The following is a 14,488-nucleotide window of genomic DNA, read 5'->3' as shown; positions in this document are numbered from 1 at the left end:
TTTGGTTATGTAATATTATGATAGGGTGCCGAAACTAAAAGTGTCATTGAATCGTTTGGCATTAAGTTTTCCTCTTCGCTTTTTAAAACAGTTTGCAAGCCCGTAACCGGATCAATGTTATAGCTCGAAAAAGTTACTTTCTCTACCGTAAGAACTCCTTTTATATTTTGAACAAAGGTTTTCACTTTGGCATCTATAAGCGGTTTCCCAATTTCTATTTCAGAAGTACAGTTCGTAATCCAAGGCGATAAATACTTTTTTAAAGCAAGATTTACATTCTTTGTTACCAAGGTGATCTGGTAGTTTGGATCGACTTGAATATTGATGTTAATGGTAACGTATTCCAGATCAAAATTGGAAACTTTCAGTTGGGTAAATGGCGATGAATTGGCGCTTAAAAACTTTTGCACCTCAATTTCGAGAGCATTTGTTACCAAAGGTGTAAAGGCATTTGAATCGCTATCTGATCCTATTTTTTTTACCAAATAAACATTCGTGCTATTATTGCTTTCGTCAATCACTACTTTTGAGTAATAGACGGAATCAAACTTTTCGGCAATGAGCGTATAATAATCGGATGCTGTGCTGGCTCTATTTTTGGTTTTTATACTATTGCTTACTCTTTTATTTCGATCGGTTTTGTCTTCGGCAGCTTTTCCTCCAAAAGAAGCAAAAGGCTGTATTATAGTGCCTATTTCTGGAATCTTAATTTCTGGTTTTGTAATTACATTGGCGTCAATTTGCGGACTTTGTGTATCGGTTAGAAACGTCGTTCCGGTTCTTTGCACACTAAAACCGTTGGTCTGCATAAAGATGGTTTTAGAAAATGATTTAAGGTTGCCAACAGCCGCAATAGAAATCCAGTTTTTATTTCCAGGCATGATACTGCTATTGTTATTGCAATCTGCAGGAATCGGAATTTCTACAATTCCAGAACATCTAAATTGGCTGGTTTGATCCGATAATGGTTTTATATTTGTCCAGCCCGAATCGCTTAAATAATAATACATAATCTCATTTTGATCGGTAAGCGCAGTAGAATTTCTAGCCAATTCAAAATAGAGGTTTAAAGTGCTATTGCAAATCAAATTATCGAGTTCTATAAATAAGGCTCCGTTATGGTCAAAAGACGGATAAAGTGGGAAACCTTTTACGGCATCGCTTTCAGAACTGCCAATGATTTGGGTATTGAATACATTTGTTTCGGTTTTGTCAGCTGTTTCACTATCAAAAACGGTATAGTTTGAAAATGGAGCATAAATAAAATATTGAAACGGATAATCTCCCGCTGTGCCATCAAGAATGTAGGTTACGGTTGCATCATATTGAGCAGAAAAAGTCTGTATTTTTGGAACAAACGGAACATTGGCTGCAGGAATAAAATCATCTTGTTTGTGAGCAACCTTATACCCGTTTTGCAAGGCAATGCTAGCGACAACATTGGCATACAGTTCGGAACCAAAACCATATTGCGGACTGTTTAAAGTCATTTTTATAAACCCTGATGTGCTTTCTTCAGAATATTTTAAAGGCTCTTTTTGTATGTTTGGATTGGGCTTCCACACTTTGACATCCGTTTTAGTCGAAACGGGTTTAGAATATATATAATCACTGTTAGAGGTACTAAGAACATTATTAGGAGGAACTACAGGCAAAGTGTCAAATAAATTAACCGGTTGCGGAACTTCATCAGTTGGAATGAAAACTTGGTCATTTTTGGTTCTCAAAATTTTAGTCATTTTCATGCCTTGCCATGATTTGTCTTGCATAATGTTGAAGCATACCATAAAATTGGCATTGGAGAATTCTTTAACGAACGCAATATTTTGATGTTTACGAGGAAAAGCGATTCGATACGCTTTTACAACCGAATTGTCTCCTTTTTTTGGCGGATGCAGATAATCATTATATTCTTTGTAATAAATTTCAAAATTAGCCGGTCTTTTATCCCAATCTATTTGTATCATGAAACTGTCCAAAGGTTTGCTCAAGATTTCATTATTTCCGATGATAAAATTGGCATTTACCAACGGAATTGGTCCAAAAGGAGGGAAGGGATTTTTGGTGCTTAATTCTCCATAATCATTATACAATTGAAACGTTTTAACTCCTTCTACTTTTAAGGCAATAGTGATCGAAGTAACTTTAGGAGGATTCTGCGGATTAGCAACATTTTGAAACAAAATTTTCATCATAGGCCAATCGCTTTTTAGTCCGTCTGGATTAACTGGAAATGGTTCGATTGCAGCTACACTCGGATCAAGATCTATAGTAATTATAATGGCGTTTTGTTTCGCAGCATCGTTTGTAAAATTGGACGGAGCTAAATCTAATTGTAGCCAATCATTTTGTGTGCTCAAAAAATAACTCGCTTCTTGAAGGATTTTTATGTCTATCTGAAAATCAAATTCTAATGTTACTGTTAGGGTTCTTTTTCCTTCACGCAAAAGTAGCATGGGTGAAGCAAATGCAACTCCAATTAAAGACGGATTTAAAGAAGTGTCGTCTGAGCCAAAAGTCTCCCAACTAATGGCTTTATTTTCTGGATCTAATTGAATCTCGGTTGGTTTTACAATGGTTTGCAAATTGTAAGACGCATTGTTTTTATCCTGATACGATAGCTTGTGAACACTTGCAATTGTGGCTGGATTTAGATTGACATTTTTTTTAGAAGCAAATAAAATAGGACTCTTCTGAGCATCTAATCCTGCATTAAATAAAGTTCCCGCAGGCAAAGTATAAACAGATGTTGGTTTTGTTAGTGTTGCACACAAAAACGCCTGATCTGCAACTGCTGGCAATTTGGTTTGTTTCAGGATATTTTTATAATAAAAATCAAGATGCTTCTCAGAAAGTCCGTTTAATTGATCTTGCTGAATTTTAAGAATATTTACAAACGAGCGCAACAAAACAGTATCTGGAAAATGTCCTTTTTTGAGGTTTAATTTCTGGAATTCTTTTGCGGCGTGATGAATGATAGTTTCTAAAAACTGAAATAATTTATCGCCAATTTTGGTTAGAATACCCAAACTTGTTGGTAGTACAGAGCTTATTTCATCCAAAAGAGGATGTTCTTTTTCAAAACCAAAAACCTGCCAAAAAGGAATTTTATCTTTATTGATATACCAGATGTTCTTATCAAAAGATTTAAACTCGTCCCAAGGGACTGAAGTGATAATTATATTCTCGATAGATAGTCTTAGCAGATATTGTCTATAAGATTGAATAGCCCAAAAATCTATGCTCAATCTGTTTTTTACTTCTTGTAGCATATATGTTTTGAGATCGTATATTTCGCTGTTGTTTAGCATATGATGCGTCCAGCGTTCTATAATTTGATAAATAGCCGTAATGCGATCAAATAAGTTATTTAAAGCTCTTGTATTATATATGCTGTTTTTGTTTTCAAGTAATCGTTGAATTTCTAAACAGGCATTTTTATAATCTGCGAACAATTTCTTGTAATTTGTTTTCGAAATGTACGCCATCAGAAAAACGGGATCTTTCAGCAAAAACGGACTCCAGTTTCCTTCAATAGTATTACTGTCATTATAGAAATTGATCAATTTGCTAAATTCTGTCAAAAAGTATAGCCAATCCTGCTCGGTTCTTCCGTCTATTAAATACGGATTTGGAACGAGTGCTTCGTTGAGAGAATTTATAGCGCTATTTTGATCAATTAAAATCATTTTTTTCGATCTAAGTTGGTTCCTTCTTTTAAATAAAATGGGAACACATAATTGTGTCTTGTATTAGTTTTAGAATAGATATATGTAATCAGTATTTCGATTGTTCCGTTTACGATATCTGTTGATGCGACTCTAACGTCTTGAACCAATATTCTGGGTTCATATCGTAATAAAGCAAACTTGATCGTTTCTATAATTTCGCCTTTAAGCGTACTATCAATTTTTTTAAACATAAATTGCTGTATTCCAGAACCAAATTCGGCTTCAAGTGTACGCTCGCCTTTGCGTGTGTTTAGAATGACATTGATAGACTCGTTAATGTTGGTTTCATTTGCAGACAAATTCAGCTGGTGATTGTCTGCAGAGAATGAAACAGGAAATGCCCATCCTGAACCTAAAAAAGCAGTATCATTATGAGCTATATTATCCACCGATCATGACATTAAATGCTCCAAGCATAATCGATCCTCCATGTGCGGTTGAATCTCCCATTCTTGCGGCAGGCATACCGCATATTATAACCGTTGCAGATCCTTTTACAATAGAATCTGGAGGTCCTACACAAACCAGCATGTCGCCAACTCTGGCCGCTGGTAATCCTGCTATTAAAACTGTTGGCGCGCCTGGCCCAACTATTGGTCCTCCCACATGCGGAATTGGTGGCACTCCCGGAGTAACCATCGGGCATTGATGAAAATCTGTAAGTCTTGCTGCTGGTGGCATAATTTTTAATTGTTAGTTGTGAATTGTTAGTTGTGAAATTTTAATTGTCAATAGTTTGGTTGGTTAATCGATGCTGTAGACAGCTTTGTCAAAGTTTTAAACTTTGACAAAGCTTAAATCGCAGTAATTATCAATTAACAATTAACCATTTATAATTAATCATTAGTTAATCATTACCATTGCACCTTTTAGCGTCAATTGCATTCCTCCTGAGACTTGTGCCATTTGACCGCCTTGGGCGCTATATTGCATATCTGCATTTTCTTTAATGTTGAGACCTTTTATTGAGACATCTCCGCCGCTTGACTGTATGTTCACACCTTCATTTCCTTTGATGGTCACATTTTGATTGGCTGAGATATTAATGTTTTTTTGGCTTGATAAATCGATACCGCTGCTTGACATTACGATGCTATTATTGTTTTCGTCCTGAATCGTAATTTTCTTGTCTTTATCGCTAATAATGATGGTGTTTTTGTTGGGTGTTGCAACAGTCCAGACTTTGTTTTCATCATCAAACTGTACCGAAATTCCCGATTTAGAAACAATGGCTTTTACCGAATTTTTCTGATTTGGATTTAAACCTGTAAAAGGCTTTAGGTTTGCACTGCTGTAAACGCTCCCAAGTATTATGGGATATCGCGGATCTTCGTTTAAAAAACCCAAAATAACTTCATCTCCAACTTCGGGCATAAAGAAAGCTCCAGCTCCGTTTGTGGAATAGAAATTGGTTAGCCTTGCCCAGATTCCTTCGCCTTTTGGGTCTAATAAAGGAACATCGACTAAAACTCGGTATTGAGAATCGGGATCTTCATCCATCTTTTTTACTGTGGCGTTATAAAGACCCCTTGCACCAGGAACAAGTCCAGAAGCGGGTGGTGCCATAACATCTGGTTCTTCGGTAAACCAAAACGGAGAAAGTCCGAGTGTAACTTCTGAAACCCAATTTCCTTGAGACAAATCATGTACAACTCCGCCAATGAGATAATCGCCATTAAAACGATCTCCAATACCGGCAAAAGTCATGTACTTTCCAGGATCAATTAAATTGGTTCCTTGAAACTTGGCTTCGCCCATTATTTTAGCATATTCGCTTTTAATAATTTGTGCTTTAGACCAATTGGTTAAATCAGCACTTTCTAGCGGGGCAGAAGTCTGTAATTGATACGTCGAGAGTCCGATAGCTTCCGATAATTTTTTTGTGGTCAAATTGCCAGCTCCGCTAACGTTTGGCGCTGCATTACCGTTTATAACCCCTTGAGTTTTAAAATCCCAGCTATTGGCAGCTACGTTTCCTAATTGTGTCACAGCATTTAATTTGGCATTAAATTCAAGAAGATTATCGCCATAAGTTACCGTAAGCACAGATGTGGTGCTTTTATCAGGAGGAAAAACAGAAACTTTTCCGTTTAAAGTGGTTACGATTAAACCATTTGCCTCGGCAAGAGCCAAAATATAATCCCAATCGGTAGCATAAAATTGCACTTGTTCTGGCCAAACGGTAGTTGTGGCAGTAACATCTGAGCTTAAACCGGAATAGTTTCCAATTATAGAAGATATAATATCACTGTCTTTCTGTTTAGAAAAGGTGAGACTTTTTCGGCCTACAATCATTTTTATGGCATTATCGCGACATTCAATTTCTAAAGCAGATCCTACCAAATTATCAATGCGAATGGTTTGGCTCATGATTAAACCAGAGAAAATAACAGCGTTATTGTTGTCATATCCTGCTTCTATGCTAATTGTTGCGCCAGGCACAAAAGTAGAAGAGGAGCTGGCGTCAAATTTACCCGTATTAGGTTCTCCGTCTAGGATTATGATTTTTGCAGATGCAATTCGGTTTACTTTTTTTTCGATATGGATAGAAAGTACGCTAAGTTCATCGGCTATTGCCGATCCATTGACTTTAACTGCGAATGTTGCGATTCCGCCACTTTTTATTTCTGTTGAAGCACTCATTAGTTTGAAGGGATTATGGGTGGAAAAATTAATTTGTCGATACCGTTGAGGTTTCTGAATTTGTTGAGTTTATTATGTTCTGCAACTTGTATATAAAAGGAATCGTCATTCCAGATTTTCTGGCACAATTGCGGTAAAGACATTCCTTCAGAAACGCTTACAATATGAGTAAGGTCTGGAGATTCTGGAGCATCTGTTCGGGTTACTGTTTTCGGAGAAATATATCGACTGAACGATAATGATATCTTGGCTCTAAGCGGACTTCCGTCTGGTTTAAAAAGAGTGTAAGAGATGTCAATAGAATCAAGAACTCCGTTGAATGTGATATTCTGTCCCCATTGTACTTTTACAAAATTAGGGCGATGTATTTTACCGTTGTAAGTATAAATAATGGTTTCTAAAGCGGTTATTTCTTTAGACATATCAGTACGCTTGGCATCTATGATTCCGGTACAGTCTATTACCATTTCAAAACTCAGTTTATCGCTTGGCGTGCTTTTGTACTTTTGAGAAGCCGAACTTGTTGCCGGAGCTTGCTGTTCGTTGTATTCGATGTTTTTTTGTATTTTGATATTGTCAGGATTAATCATGAACGCATAGGGATTTCCGGAGAATTTATTCTGAAATTCCTCGTCTGTGTATCCCGTAATTTTCATTAATTCTAAACTTGCCATTTGTTTCTTACTTTAAGTTTAAATTTTTTTAAATCCTGTTGAGTTTGTTTGTGAAATGTTTTCTCTCGCAGATTGTGCGGATTTTTTTAATCATTTTTATTTGTGGTTCGAATTATTTCACGCAGATTTTAAAATGGATTTAAGCAGATTTTGCAGATTTCTTGTTTTTAATCTTTTTAATCCTCTAATCTGTGGCTTAACGTTTATAGCTATTCTCCTGATTTTTTTCTGCAATTAATCTTTTACATTCTTCCAGCAGCTGTTTTCTCAAAATGGATATTTCTCTTTCTTTGGTTAGCTCCGAATTTTTAGTGTTGTTGGTTACGATTTCTGTTTTAATGACCAGTTCTCTTATTTTTAATCATTTTTATTTGCGGTTTGAATTATTTCACGCAGATTTTAAAATGGATTTAAGCAGATTTTGCAGATTTCTTGTTTTTAATCTTTTTAATCCTTTAATCTGTGGCTTAACGCTTATAGCTATTCTCCTGATTTTTTTCTGCAATTAATCTTTTACATTCTTCCAGCAGCTGTTTTCTCAGAATAGACATTTCTCGTTCTTTGGTTAGCGCCGAATTTTTAGTGTTGTTTGTTACGATTTCTGTTTTAATGACAAGTTCTCTTATTTCGATTGGCATAATGGTTTAGGTAAAAAGTTTATCAAATTTGGTATCCTTAGAAATATCAAAATAGGTGTAGGCCAGCTCAATAGATTCTATCGCAATATTGCTTTCCTGAGAGTTTAAGTCAGAAACGGCATATTTTACTGGATAGGCATTGTTAAACGTCCATTGCATGCAGACTACGCCCGAAGCATTAAGCAGTTTTAAAATCACATTTTTGGGCTGTATTGGGTTTGATAATCCTTGATCGATACAGTTGGCACACCAATTGACCAACTGAGATCCTGCTGGCACCATAGCTCTTTTAAGCACTAAGTTTTGACTGTTAGAAATGGTTGGGAGGCGATATTTAAATCTATTTTCGCCTCCGCAAACAATTTCTTCTACGCTTAATTCTTTAGAAATTCCAGATACCTCTTTGAAAGCCGCATCTACACCTGCAAAAGAAAGTGTAAAATAAAAGCTAACGGGATAATCGCTACTTACCGCCATTTTTAATGATCAGTTGTTCGTGTGCAATTTCTATTGTGTCTACTGCAACTTCGTTACCGTCAGACTTCAAATCGGTGCTCGTAATTTTAGTTGGCCAAGCATTGTTTAGCGTCCATTGCATGGTTACGCCACCTTTTTCGTCCAATAATTTGATGAGAACGGTTCTTCTTTTAATCGTATTCATTACGACTTGCTGATGCCAATCCCAAAAAGTATTATCATTCACAAAAATGCCGCGTTTCATCGTTACGTTTCCATATTTGGTAATACCAGGCATTTTCTCCACAGAAAAAAGCGGACTGTTACTTTTGCGATATTCTATAATTTGATTTTCGACATCCATTCCCGTAACTTCCTGAAAAGCTACTTTGGTTAATTCTGTTCCAAGATCTACTTCGAATCTAAACTTTGGCATGGGCCATGTTGCGCCTTGTGCGCTTCCGTCATCTGTTGCCATATTATTTTATATTTAAATTAAAAATTTACTTAAGTGAGTTTTTGTTTGATTAACTAGAAGTTGCCATTTGCTGTTGAAATGTCAAGACAATGAATTCAGCCGGATGAACAACTGCAACTTTTACCGTTACATTCATGAAACCATTTAAAAGATCATCTGCTGTCATTGTAGAACCCAATCCGCAGGCTACAGAAAAGGCATCAGAGGCGCTGGCTCCTTGTAAACCTCCTTGTTTCCAGATCGAACTAAGAAAACTGCTGATCATAGAAATTACAGCTTCCCAAGTATTTTTATCATTAGGCTGGAAAACATAAGCTTGAGCGGCCAGTTTACAAGATTGCTCTAAGAATATCATAGTTCTGCGCACTGGAATATATCTCCAATCTTGACTGTTTCCGTCCAACGTTCTGGATCCCCAGATTAAAATTCCTAAACCATTAAATGTTCTAATAGCATTGATCGATTTACCCGAAACGGCATCAACGTTTAAATTGGCTTGCTGACTTTCAGAAATGGAAATTGGCAATGATGCCGCACCTACAATAGAAGTATTAGCAGGAGCTTCCCACGGACCAACAGCATTGTCTACCGTTGTAATAACGCCTGCCATAGCACCACTTGGAGGAAGAATATTAGTATCTGCCACAATGTGTTTTATCATTAAAGAATACGTCTGACTTGCAATAAGCAGTGCATTGTGATTTTGCGTTACAGTCAAAGTGCTCGATGGATTTTGGATATTGGCAATAATAGTTGCGACGGCTGGATTAGGAGCACTAGGCGGATTAAGAACGGCTTCTAGTTGTTTTACATCTCCACCAAATAAATTAGTGTAGTCAATATCAGAATTTTGCATTATCGTAGTTCCTATAAACGGATAATACGCCATTCCGTAGTTTAATCCAACAGAACCGGTGTTCATTCTGAAGTTCGTAATGTCTTCCGTGTACAAAATAGGATCTGGAGCATCACCACCAATAATGTCAAATAAGCACATTGCAGTTTGCATTTGTGTAGCCTGAAGAAGCATTGCCTGCATTAGTGTCCCGTTATTTTCTACGCTCAATAAAGTGGCTTCTGGACAAATATACATGGTTGGTTCCTGCTCGTTTAGCAATAGAGAAAGACCCTTCGTCAAATCATTCAATTGCACATTCGGGTTTACAACTGGAATTCCTGGAGTCCATGGTTTTTGTGACGCAGGTCCATAAGAACCAACAGAAACAATATAAGCATCTCCACCGCCATTTTCATAAAAAAGCCTTACGCTATTGTATAAATAATAAACCGTGTTCGGATCTGGAACTATCGAGTAATACGTTCCTGCAATTAGCATGTAGTCTCCTTTTAAAGGTTGACTTTTTTCTGCTACTAAGTAGTATTCAGGTTTGTACTGTTTAGACGGACTTGCAGGAGCAGGTGGATCTGGCAAACAGAAAAAAGCCTGAAAATCAGCAAAAGATGTGATTTTTACTGGCACATTCGTATACGATTTTCCTTCGTAAGAGGCCTGTGGTGTGTACCCTATAAATGCTGGTATAGCTGTAGCTACTCCAACAACAGAATTGGGAAAAGCATTTAGTTCTTGAATGTAAACACCAGGAGTTTGAATGGTAGATAAATTCATTGATTTTAGTTTTTAATGTTCATTTTTAATAGTTTTTTATAAATAGATATACATTGGCGATGCGACATGATTTGGGTCGCTATTCTCGATTATTCCTATTCTAGAGACATCTGGATTAGGCAGTCCTTTTATAATTACTTTGGGCTTGGCATTGTTTTGATTTGCAGATGATGAATTGCTTATTAAATCAAATTTATATTTAGGCTTTTCGCTGAGTGTGATATAGGTTTTGTTTGAAGTAAACAGTAATGCCGATTCTCCTGTTTGGATGGTTACATTTTTGGGGCCGTCAAATTGTATGTTTTCTTTTTCTGTAATCGAAGGATTGTTTAACTGCACCGCATTTCTATTGATAAAATAGTATTGCCATTGTGTAGCTCGTGCAGTAAAATTGATTTCAAAAAGCGCAGCATTACCAGAAGGCTGTTCTTTTAATATATCTTCAAAATAAATTTTTAAATGACCAAAATGAGTCGATACAGGTTTATTTTCTAAAGTTTGGTTAAGGACTATTTTACCCTCATTGTTGAGATTTTTAGGATCTTGACTGGAGTAAGTAACTGCTCCAATCCAATTAATGGGTAATGTAGTAAAGAGAATAAAATTAGGATTAGAGCATTTTATGTCAAACTCAAAATAGTTTTGCTGTGTGGTTTGTGTTATATAATTGAATAAGTCTGATAATGATGATTTTGTATTTGAATATAAATCGAATCCGTTTGAAAAAGGATTGATTTTAAAACCAAATTTTTTAAATATCTTATCTGTATTATGATTGGGAACAAAGTGAAGACAATTACATTTTCCGCTATCAAAAAAAGTATGATAGGCCGCAATAACAAAGGTTTTTATGTAATTGCTCTGTATCATTTGGAAATGGTGTTGTTTGTGTTTTTTACAGAAGGTATGATCTCCATAATTTCATGACTCTGAACTTTTATCAGTTTCATTTTATAAATAATAGAAGGCTGATATTTTGCTGCCATTGCTGTCCACAAACTGTGCATTTGATGGTAAGAGATTTTTTCGTATTCAAACTCTAATCGGCTTAAGCCATCTGGAATAGAAGAAGAGGACGACGCATCGATATAATTATTAATCTGAAAGAAGGCGATTATGGCGTCTAAAAACTTTAAAGATTCGGTATAATCATCAAAATTGCTGCTAATCAGTAAGTCAATGTTGTATCTTTCTGTGGGATTGAAATTAGAATAGTTTCCGCTTTCTAATTTCTGGTTTCTAATATAAAAAGGCTGATTGGTTTCTTTTTCAATATTTATTAGCGATAAAACGACTTTGTTCTGGTTTGCTTTAGGTAAAGTTCCACTTGGTTCAATAAGATAGTTCACAACGGTTTTGTCTTCGGTTAAAGCAAAACGATTTTTTAAAAACTGTCCCAATAATTTATTCGTAAATTGAAGCGATTGATGTATCATCGTATTTAACTCTTAAATTAATTCAGTGCAATAGCGCATCGATTGGCTATTTGTATTTGTAAAAGTAACTGACAATTAGATTCCTACGAGAATTTTGCAATATACTTTTCATAGACAGGGACAAAAGATGTTTAGCATTTTTGTAGACAAAATATAGACAGAAAAAACTTTGTCTACGCTTTGTCTCAAATAGAGGTATAAACGGCTGAAATGTAGAGAAAAGTTTTAGCAATATGGAAAAGGCACCTTTAAAAAAAGTACGGATTAAAATGTTTTATGGAAAATTTAAAAGAGTGTAATACAAAAGAAGAAAATCATAAAATGGATAGCATAAAACTATTTTTTGTACTGCTAGAATAGAATAAGCATTACAATTGTAAGAGATATAAATAAGGAGAAAAAATAACTTACGAAACTGTTCTTAAGTACGAAATAATATCATCTTCTTTTTTAAGCGTTAGTTTCTTTTTAAGACGATATTTATGAGTTCGAACACTTTCTTGATTAATGCCCAGAAGATTGGTAATGTCATTGTTGCTCATATTCATTTTAATATAGCAGCAGTATTTTAAATCTCGAGAACTTAAAGACGGATGTTTTTTGGCAAGAGCCAGAAGAAAATTTGGATTTGATTGTTCAAAATAGATTTTAAAATCGTCCCAGAGTTTATTGTCGTTCGCGACTGTCTTTATCGAATTTACAATAGACATTAGTTCAATTCTGGTGGCATCGTCTACGTTTGGATAGAGATAAGAGATACGTTCTTTTACTTTTAAAAGCACTTCAACCTTTTGATCCAATTCCATTACATAATGGCTTAATTTATCGGAGTTATTTTTCTGAAAAGCGGCTTCTGCAAACGTCGCTGCCGGTTTAATTTGCGGTTCTGTTTTTTTAAGAAGAAAGATAGATTGAATTCGATAAATTAAAAAATCGGTATTCTTAATCTGATTGTACGGATAAGTAAAAACAATGTTTTGTTTTGTCCAGCATAATGATTCGCATTCATAATTTTGGGTCAAGTATAAAATGGGAATATTTCTTTTATCAGAATTGAAATTGGTATCATTTAAAACGAGCTGGTTTTGTTTGAATCCTAAAATCACTAAATCAGGATTTAAAGAGTTTATCGCATTTTTCAAATCTAATCCTGTTGATACAGAAACGGTAGAAAACGTATAAGCAGATACTATTGATATAGCATTTAATATCATAGTTAGTATCGTGACATCGTCACATCCAATTACTATAGATTTTTTTTCGAGCATTTTTGGGGTAGTTTATTGCTTTTTGTATGCAGTACTAATTTCTAATACTGTATATGAATGAAAAATAGATAATAACATTTTCGTCGTTATAAACGGATCTAACCATCAGATCGAGTTTAATCAATGGATAAACTCCAATCTCCCACCAACATTTAATAACTTGATTTAATAAAATAGAATAGATCTTTTGATGATTTGTGGCTTGTAAATTAAAGGGATGTAAATTTATTTAATATATAGGAATATTACTATAAGTACTATTACGTGTTTTTGTATCTATTTGTGTTAATTAACAATTTTATGACTTTAAGTTTCAAAAAATCTGCAAAAAGGCCTTTCAAAAGTGTCTGAAGTATTCTTGATACAGATCAATTATAATAGAAGTTTCTGATAAGGCGACAAGCATCTTTTTAATATTAGCAACAATGCGTCGCTAATCGCAGAATTTCTAACCTTGATGATGAGGTGTGGATAGAGGTGCATGATGTAAAAAAACACCTGATTTTACCATTGTTGCATTTTAACGGTTCAAGGTTCATTTTACTGTTTCTGGTTTCAGATTATAATCTGAAACCATTTCAAGAGGTTCAAACATAAAGATTAAAGTTTTTCATTTTAACTTTAAGTATTCTTTCAAATCAATTTTCTAACTGATAGAAATAGAGCTGATTTTAATTGAGTATGTAATGAACTTATAAGGTAAAATAAAGTATTAATTTAAATACAACTAGACCTATGGCCGCTATTCCTGACGAATTGTACAATGTTAAATTTGCAGCGTATTTTGATTCCATGAAAGAATTGTATATTCTCGATCAAAAATTTAAAGTAATATGTGATGCTTACTGTGCAAGTACCGCTAAAACGGAGCTTTATAAGGATAGAAGTGAGAAAAACTATCGTCGCAAGATGAAGTTTGAAAATCTTTCTAGGGAATTGGAAGAAGAAATACTGTTCTATATTATGAGAAACAGATAACTATTTTTTAGTCTATTTTGAAAGTGCTATTTCGGATACCGTTTTCCATTGTGCTATTTTTTCCTCTTTCGTTAAACCTGCATTTAATCCGCTAGTTGAAGGCAGGGTTATATAAGTGATTCCTTCTTGCGGAGCTGTATGTTTTAAAAAATACTTTGCAGCGGCTTTGCTTTCAAAAAAGACATATTTTATATTAGGATACTGTTTATGCAAACCTTCAAAATCATTAATTGTTTCTTCGGTAATAGAGGCATCACTGCTTCCTTCTCTTTTGCAGCTTTGTAAAACATTCCAAAGGCCAATGTTATACTTTTTTACTAGCGCTTTTCGATCTTCATAAGAGGCGCAAAATTCTTCCTCAAAAATAGCAAACAAAATTTTCCAGAAAAGATTTCCTCGGTTTGCATAATATTGTTGCTTGGCAATAGATTGCTCACCCGCCATAGTTCCCATAATTAGAATAACAGTAGAATGGTCAATTAAGGGAGGAAGGGCTTTTTTTAGCATTTGTTTGTTTTTTTTGCAAAATTACCGATTATTTAATAAAGTATAAACAAGA

15 protein-coding genes are annotated in these 14,488 nt (G+C 34.9%); 1 reads left to right on the top strand and 14 read right to left on the bottom strand.

Going from position 1 to position 14,488, the window contains the following annotated elements; genetic code table 11:
* Positions 1-5: 5 nt before the first annotated feature.
* The 13 genes from ACFO3N_RS20670 to ACFO3N_RS20610 all read right to left on the bottom strand — a co-directional run bounded on the left by ACFO3N_RS20670 (position 6) and on the right by ACFO3N_RS20610 (position 12,951).
* Positions 6-3,689, bottom strand: a complete 3,684-nt coding sequence (locus tag ACFO3N_RS20670; protein ID WP_379800802.1) for a baseplate J/gp47 family protein — start codon at positions 3,687-3,689, stop codon at positions 6-8.
* A complete protein-coding gene (locus ACFO3N_RS20665; RefSeq protein ID WP_379800801.1) occupies positions 3,686-4,120 on the bottom strand; it encodes a GPW/gp25 family protein in 435 nt (144 codons plus the stop codon). The genes ACFO3N_RS20670 and ACFO3N_RS20665 overlap by 4 nt, the downstream gene beginning before the upstream one ends.
* Entirely contained in the window at positions 4,113-4,412 is a 300-nt protein-coding gene (locus tag ACFO3N_RS20660; protein ID WP_379800800.1) for a PAAR domain-containing protein, read from the bottom strand. The genes ACFO3N_RS20665 and ACFO3N_RS20660 overlap by 8 nt, the downstream gene beginning before the upstream one ends.
* A gap of 162 nt (positions 4,413-4,574) precedes the next feature.
* Positions 4,575-6,374 carry a type VI secretion system tip protein VgrG gene (vgrG, locus tag ACFO3N_RS20655; RefSeq protein ID WP_379800799.1) on the bottom strand — a complete coding sequence of 600 codons (1,800 nt, stop codon included), beginning with the start codon at positions 6,372-6,374 and terminating at the stop codon, positions 4,575-4,577.
* Positions 6,374-7,048 (bottom strand): CIS tube protein, encoded by a 675-nt coding sequence (locus tag ACFO3N_RS20650; protein ID WP_379800798.1) that lies wholly within the window; start codon positions 7,046-7,048, stop codon positions 6,374-6,376. The genes vgrG and ACFO3N_RS20650 overlap by 1 nt, the downstream gene beginning before the upstream one ends.
* Positions 7,049-7,244: 196 nt before the next feature.
* Positions 7,245-7,403 carry a DUF5908 family protein gene (locus tag ACFO3N_RS20645; RefSeq protein ID WP_379800814.1) on the bottom strand — a complete coding sequence of 53 codons (159 nt, stop codon included), beginning with the start codon at positions 7,401-7,403 and terminating at the stop codon, positions 7,245-7,247.
* Positions 7,404-7,515: 112 nt separating this feature from the next.
* The gene (locus ACFO3N_RS20640) at positions 7,516-7,686 is read right to left on the bottom strand and encodes a DUF5908 family protein (RefSeq protein ID WP_172426911.1); all 171 of its coding nucleotides are present in this window, start codon (positions 7,684-7,686) and stop codon (positions 7,516-7,518) included.
* Positions 7,687-7,692: 6 nt separating this feature from the next.
* Complete coding sequence (locus tag ACFO3N_RS20635; RefSeq protein ID WP_379800797.1) at positions 7,693-8,163, bottom strand: phage tail protein; 471 nt, start codon at positions 8,161-8,163, stop codon at positions 7,693-7,695.
* Entirely contained in the window at positions 8,150-8,620 is a 471-nt protein-coding gene (locus ACFO3N_RS20630; RefSeq protein ID WP_095930122.1) for a phage tail protein, read from the bottom strand. Before ACFO3N_RS20630 ends, ACFO3N_RS20635 begins: the two co-directional genes overlap by 14 nt.
* 49 nt (positions 8,621-8,669) lie before the next feature.
* Positions 8,670-10,247, bottom strand: coding sequence for a phage tail sheath family protein (locus ACFO3N_RS20625; protein ID WP_379800796.1), 1,578 nt, complete (start codon positions 10,245-10,247; stop codon positions 8,670-8,672).
* Between the two features lie 36 nt (positions 10,248-10,283).
* Complete coding sequence (locus ACFO3N_RS20620; protein WP_379800795.1) at positions 10,284-11,117, bottom strand: hypothetical protein; 834 nt, start codon at positions 11,115-11,117, stop codon at positions 10,284-10,286.
* Positions 11,114-11,683: a Pvc16 family protein gene (locus tag ACFO3N_RS20615; RefSeq protein ID WP_379800794.1), complete on the bottom strand. Its 570-nt coding sequence runs from the start codon at positions 11,681-11,683 to the stop codon at positions 11,114-11,116. The genes ACFO3N_RS20620 and ACFO3N_RS20615 overlap by 4 nt, the downstream gene beginning before the upstream one ends.
* Positions 11,684-12,090: 407 nt before the next feature.
* Complete coding sequence (locus tag ACFO3N_RS20610; RefSeq protein WP_250837614.1) at positions 12,091-12,951, bottom strand: helix-turn-helix transcriptional regulator; 861 nt, start codon at positions 12,949-12,951, stop codon at positions 12,091-12,093.
* Between the two features lie 735 nt (positions 12,952-13,686).
* Between ACFO3N_RS20610 and ACFO3N_RS20605 the strand changes: the two genes are divergently transcribed.
* Positions 13,687-13,929, top strand: a complete 243-nt coding sequence (locus ACFO3N_RS20605; RefSeq protein ID WP_095930117.1) for a hypothetical protein — start codon at positions 13,687-13,689, stop codon at positions 13,927-13,929.
* A gap of 12 nt (positions 13,930-13,941) precedes the next feature.
* Here ACFO3N_RS20605 and ACFO3N_RS20600 read toward each other — a convergent pair whose 3' ends face one another.
* Positions 13,942-14,436: a DNA-deoxyinosine glycosylase gene (locus tag ACFO3N_RS20600; RefSeq protein ID WP_379800793.1), complete on the bottom strand. Its 495-nt coding sequence runs from the start codon at positions 14,434-14,436 to the stop codon at positions 13,942-13,944.
* Positions 14,437-14,488: the final 52 nt, after the last annotated feature.

Origin of the sequence: Flavobacterium chungangensis (assembly GCF_042654045.1) — a bacterium.
Classification (GTDB): Bacteria; Bacteroidota; Bacteroidia; order Flavobacteriales; family Flavobacteriaceae; genus Flavobacterium; species Flavobacterium chungangensis.
The sequence above is the reverse complement of the archived record's forward strand: the minus strand, read 5'-3'. Positions and strand labels throughout refer to the sequence as shown.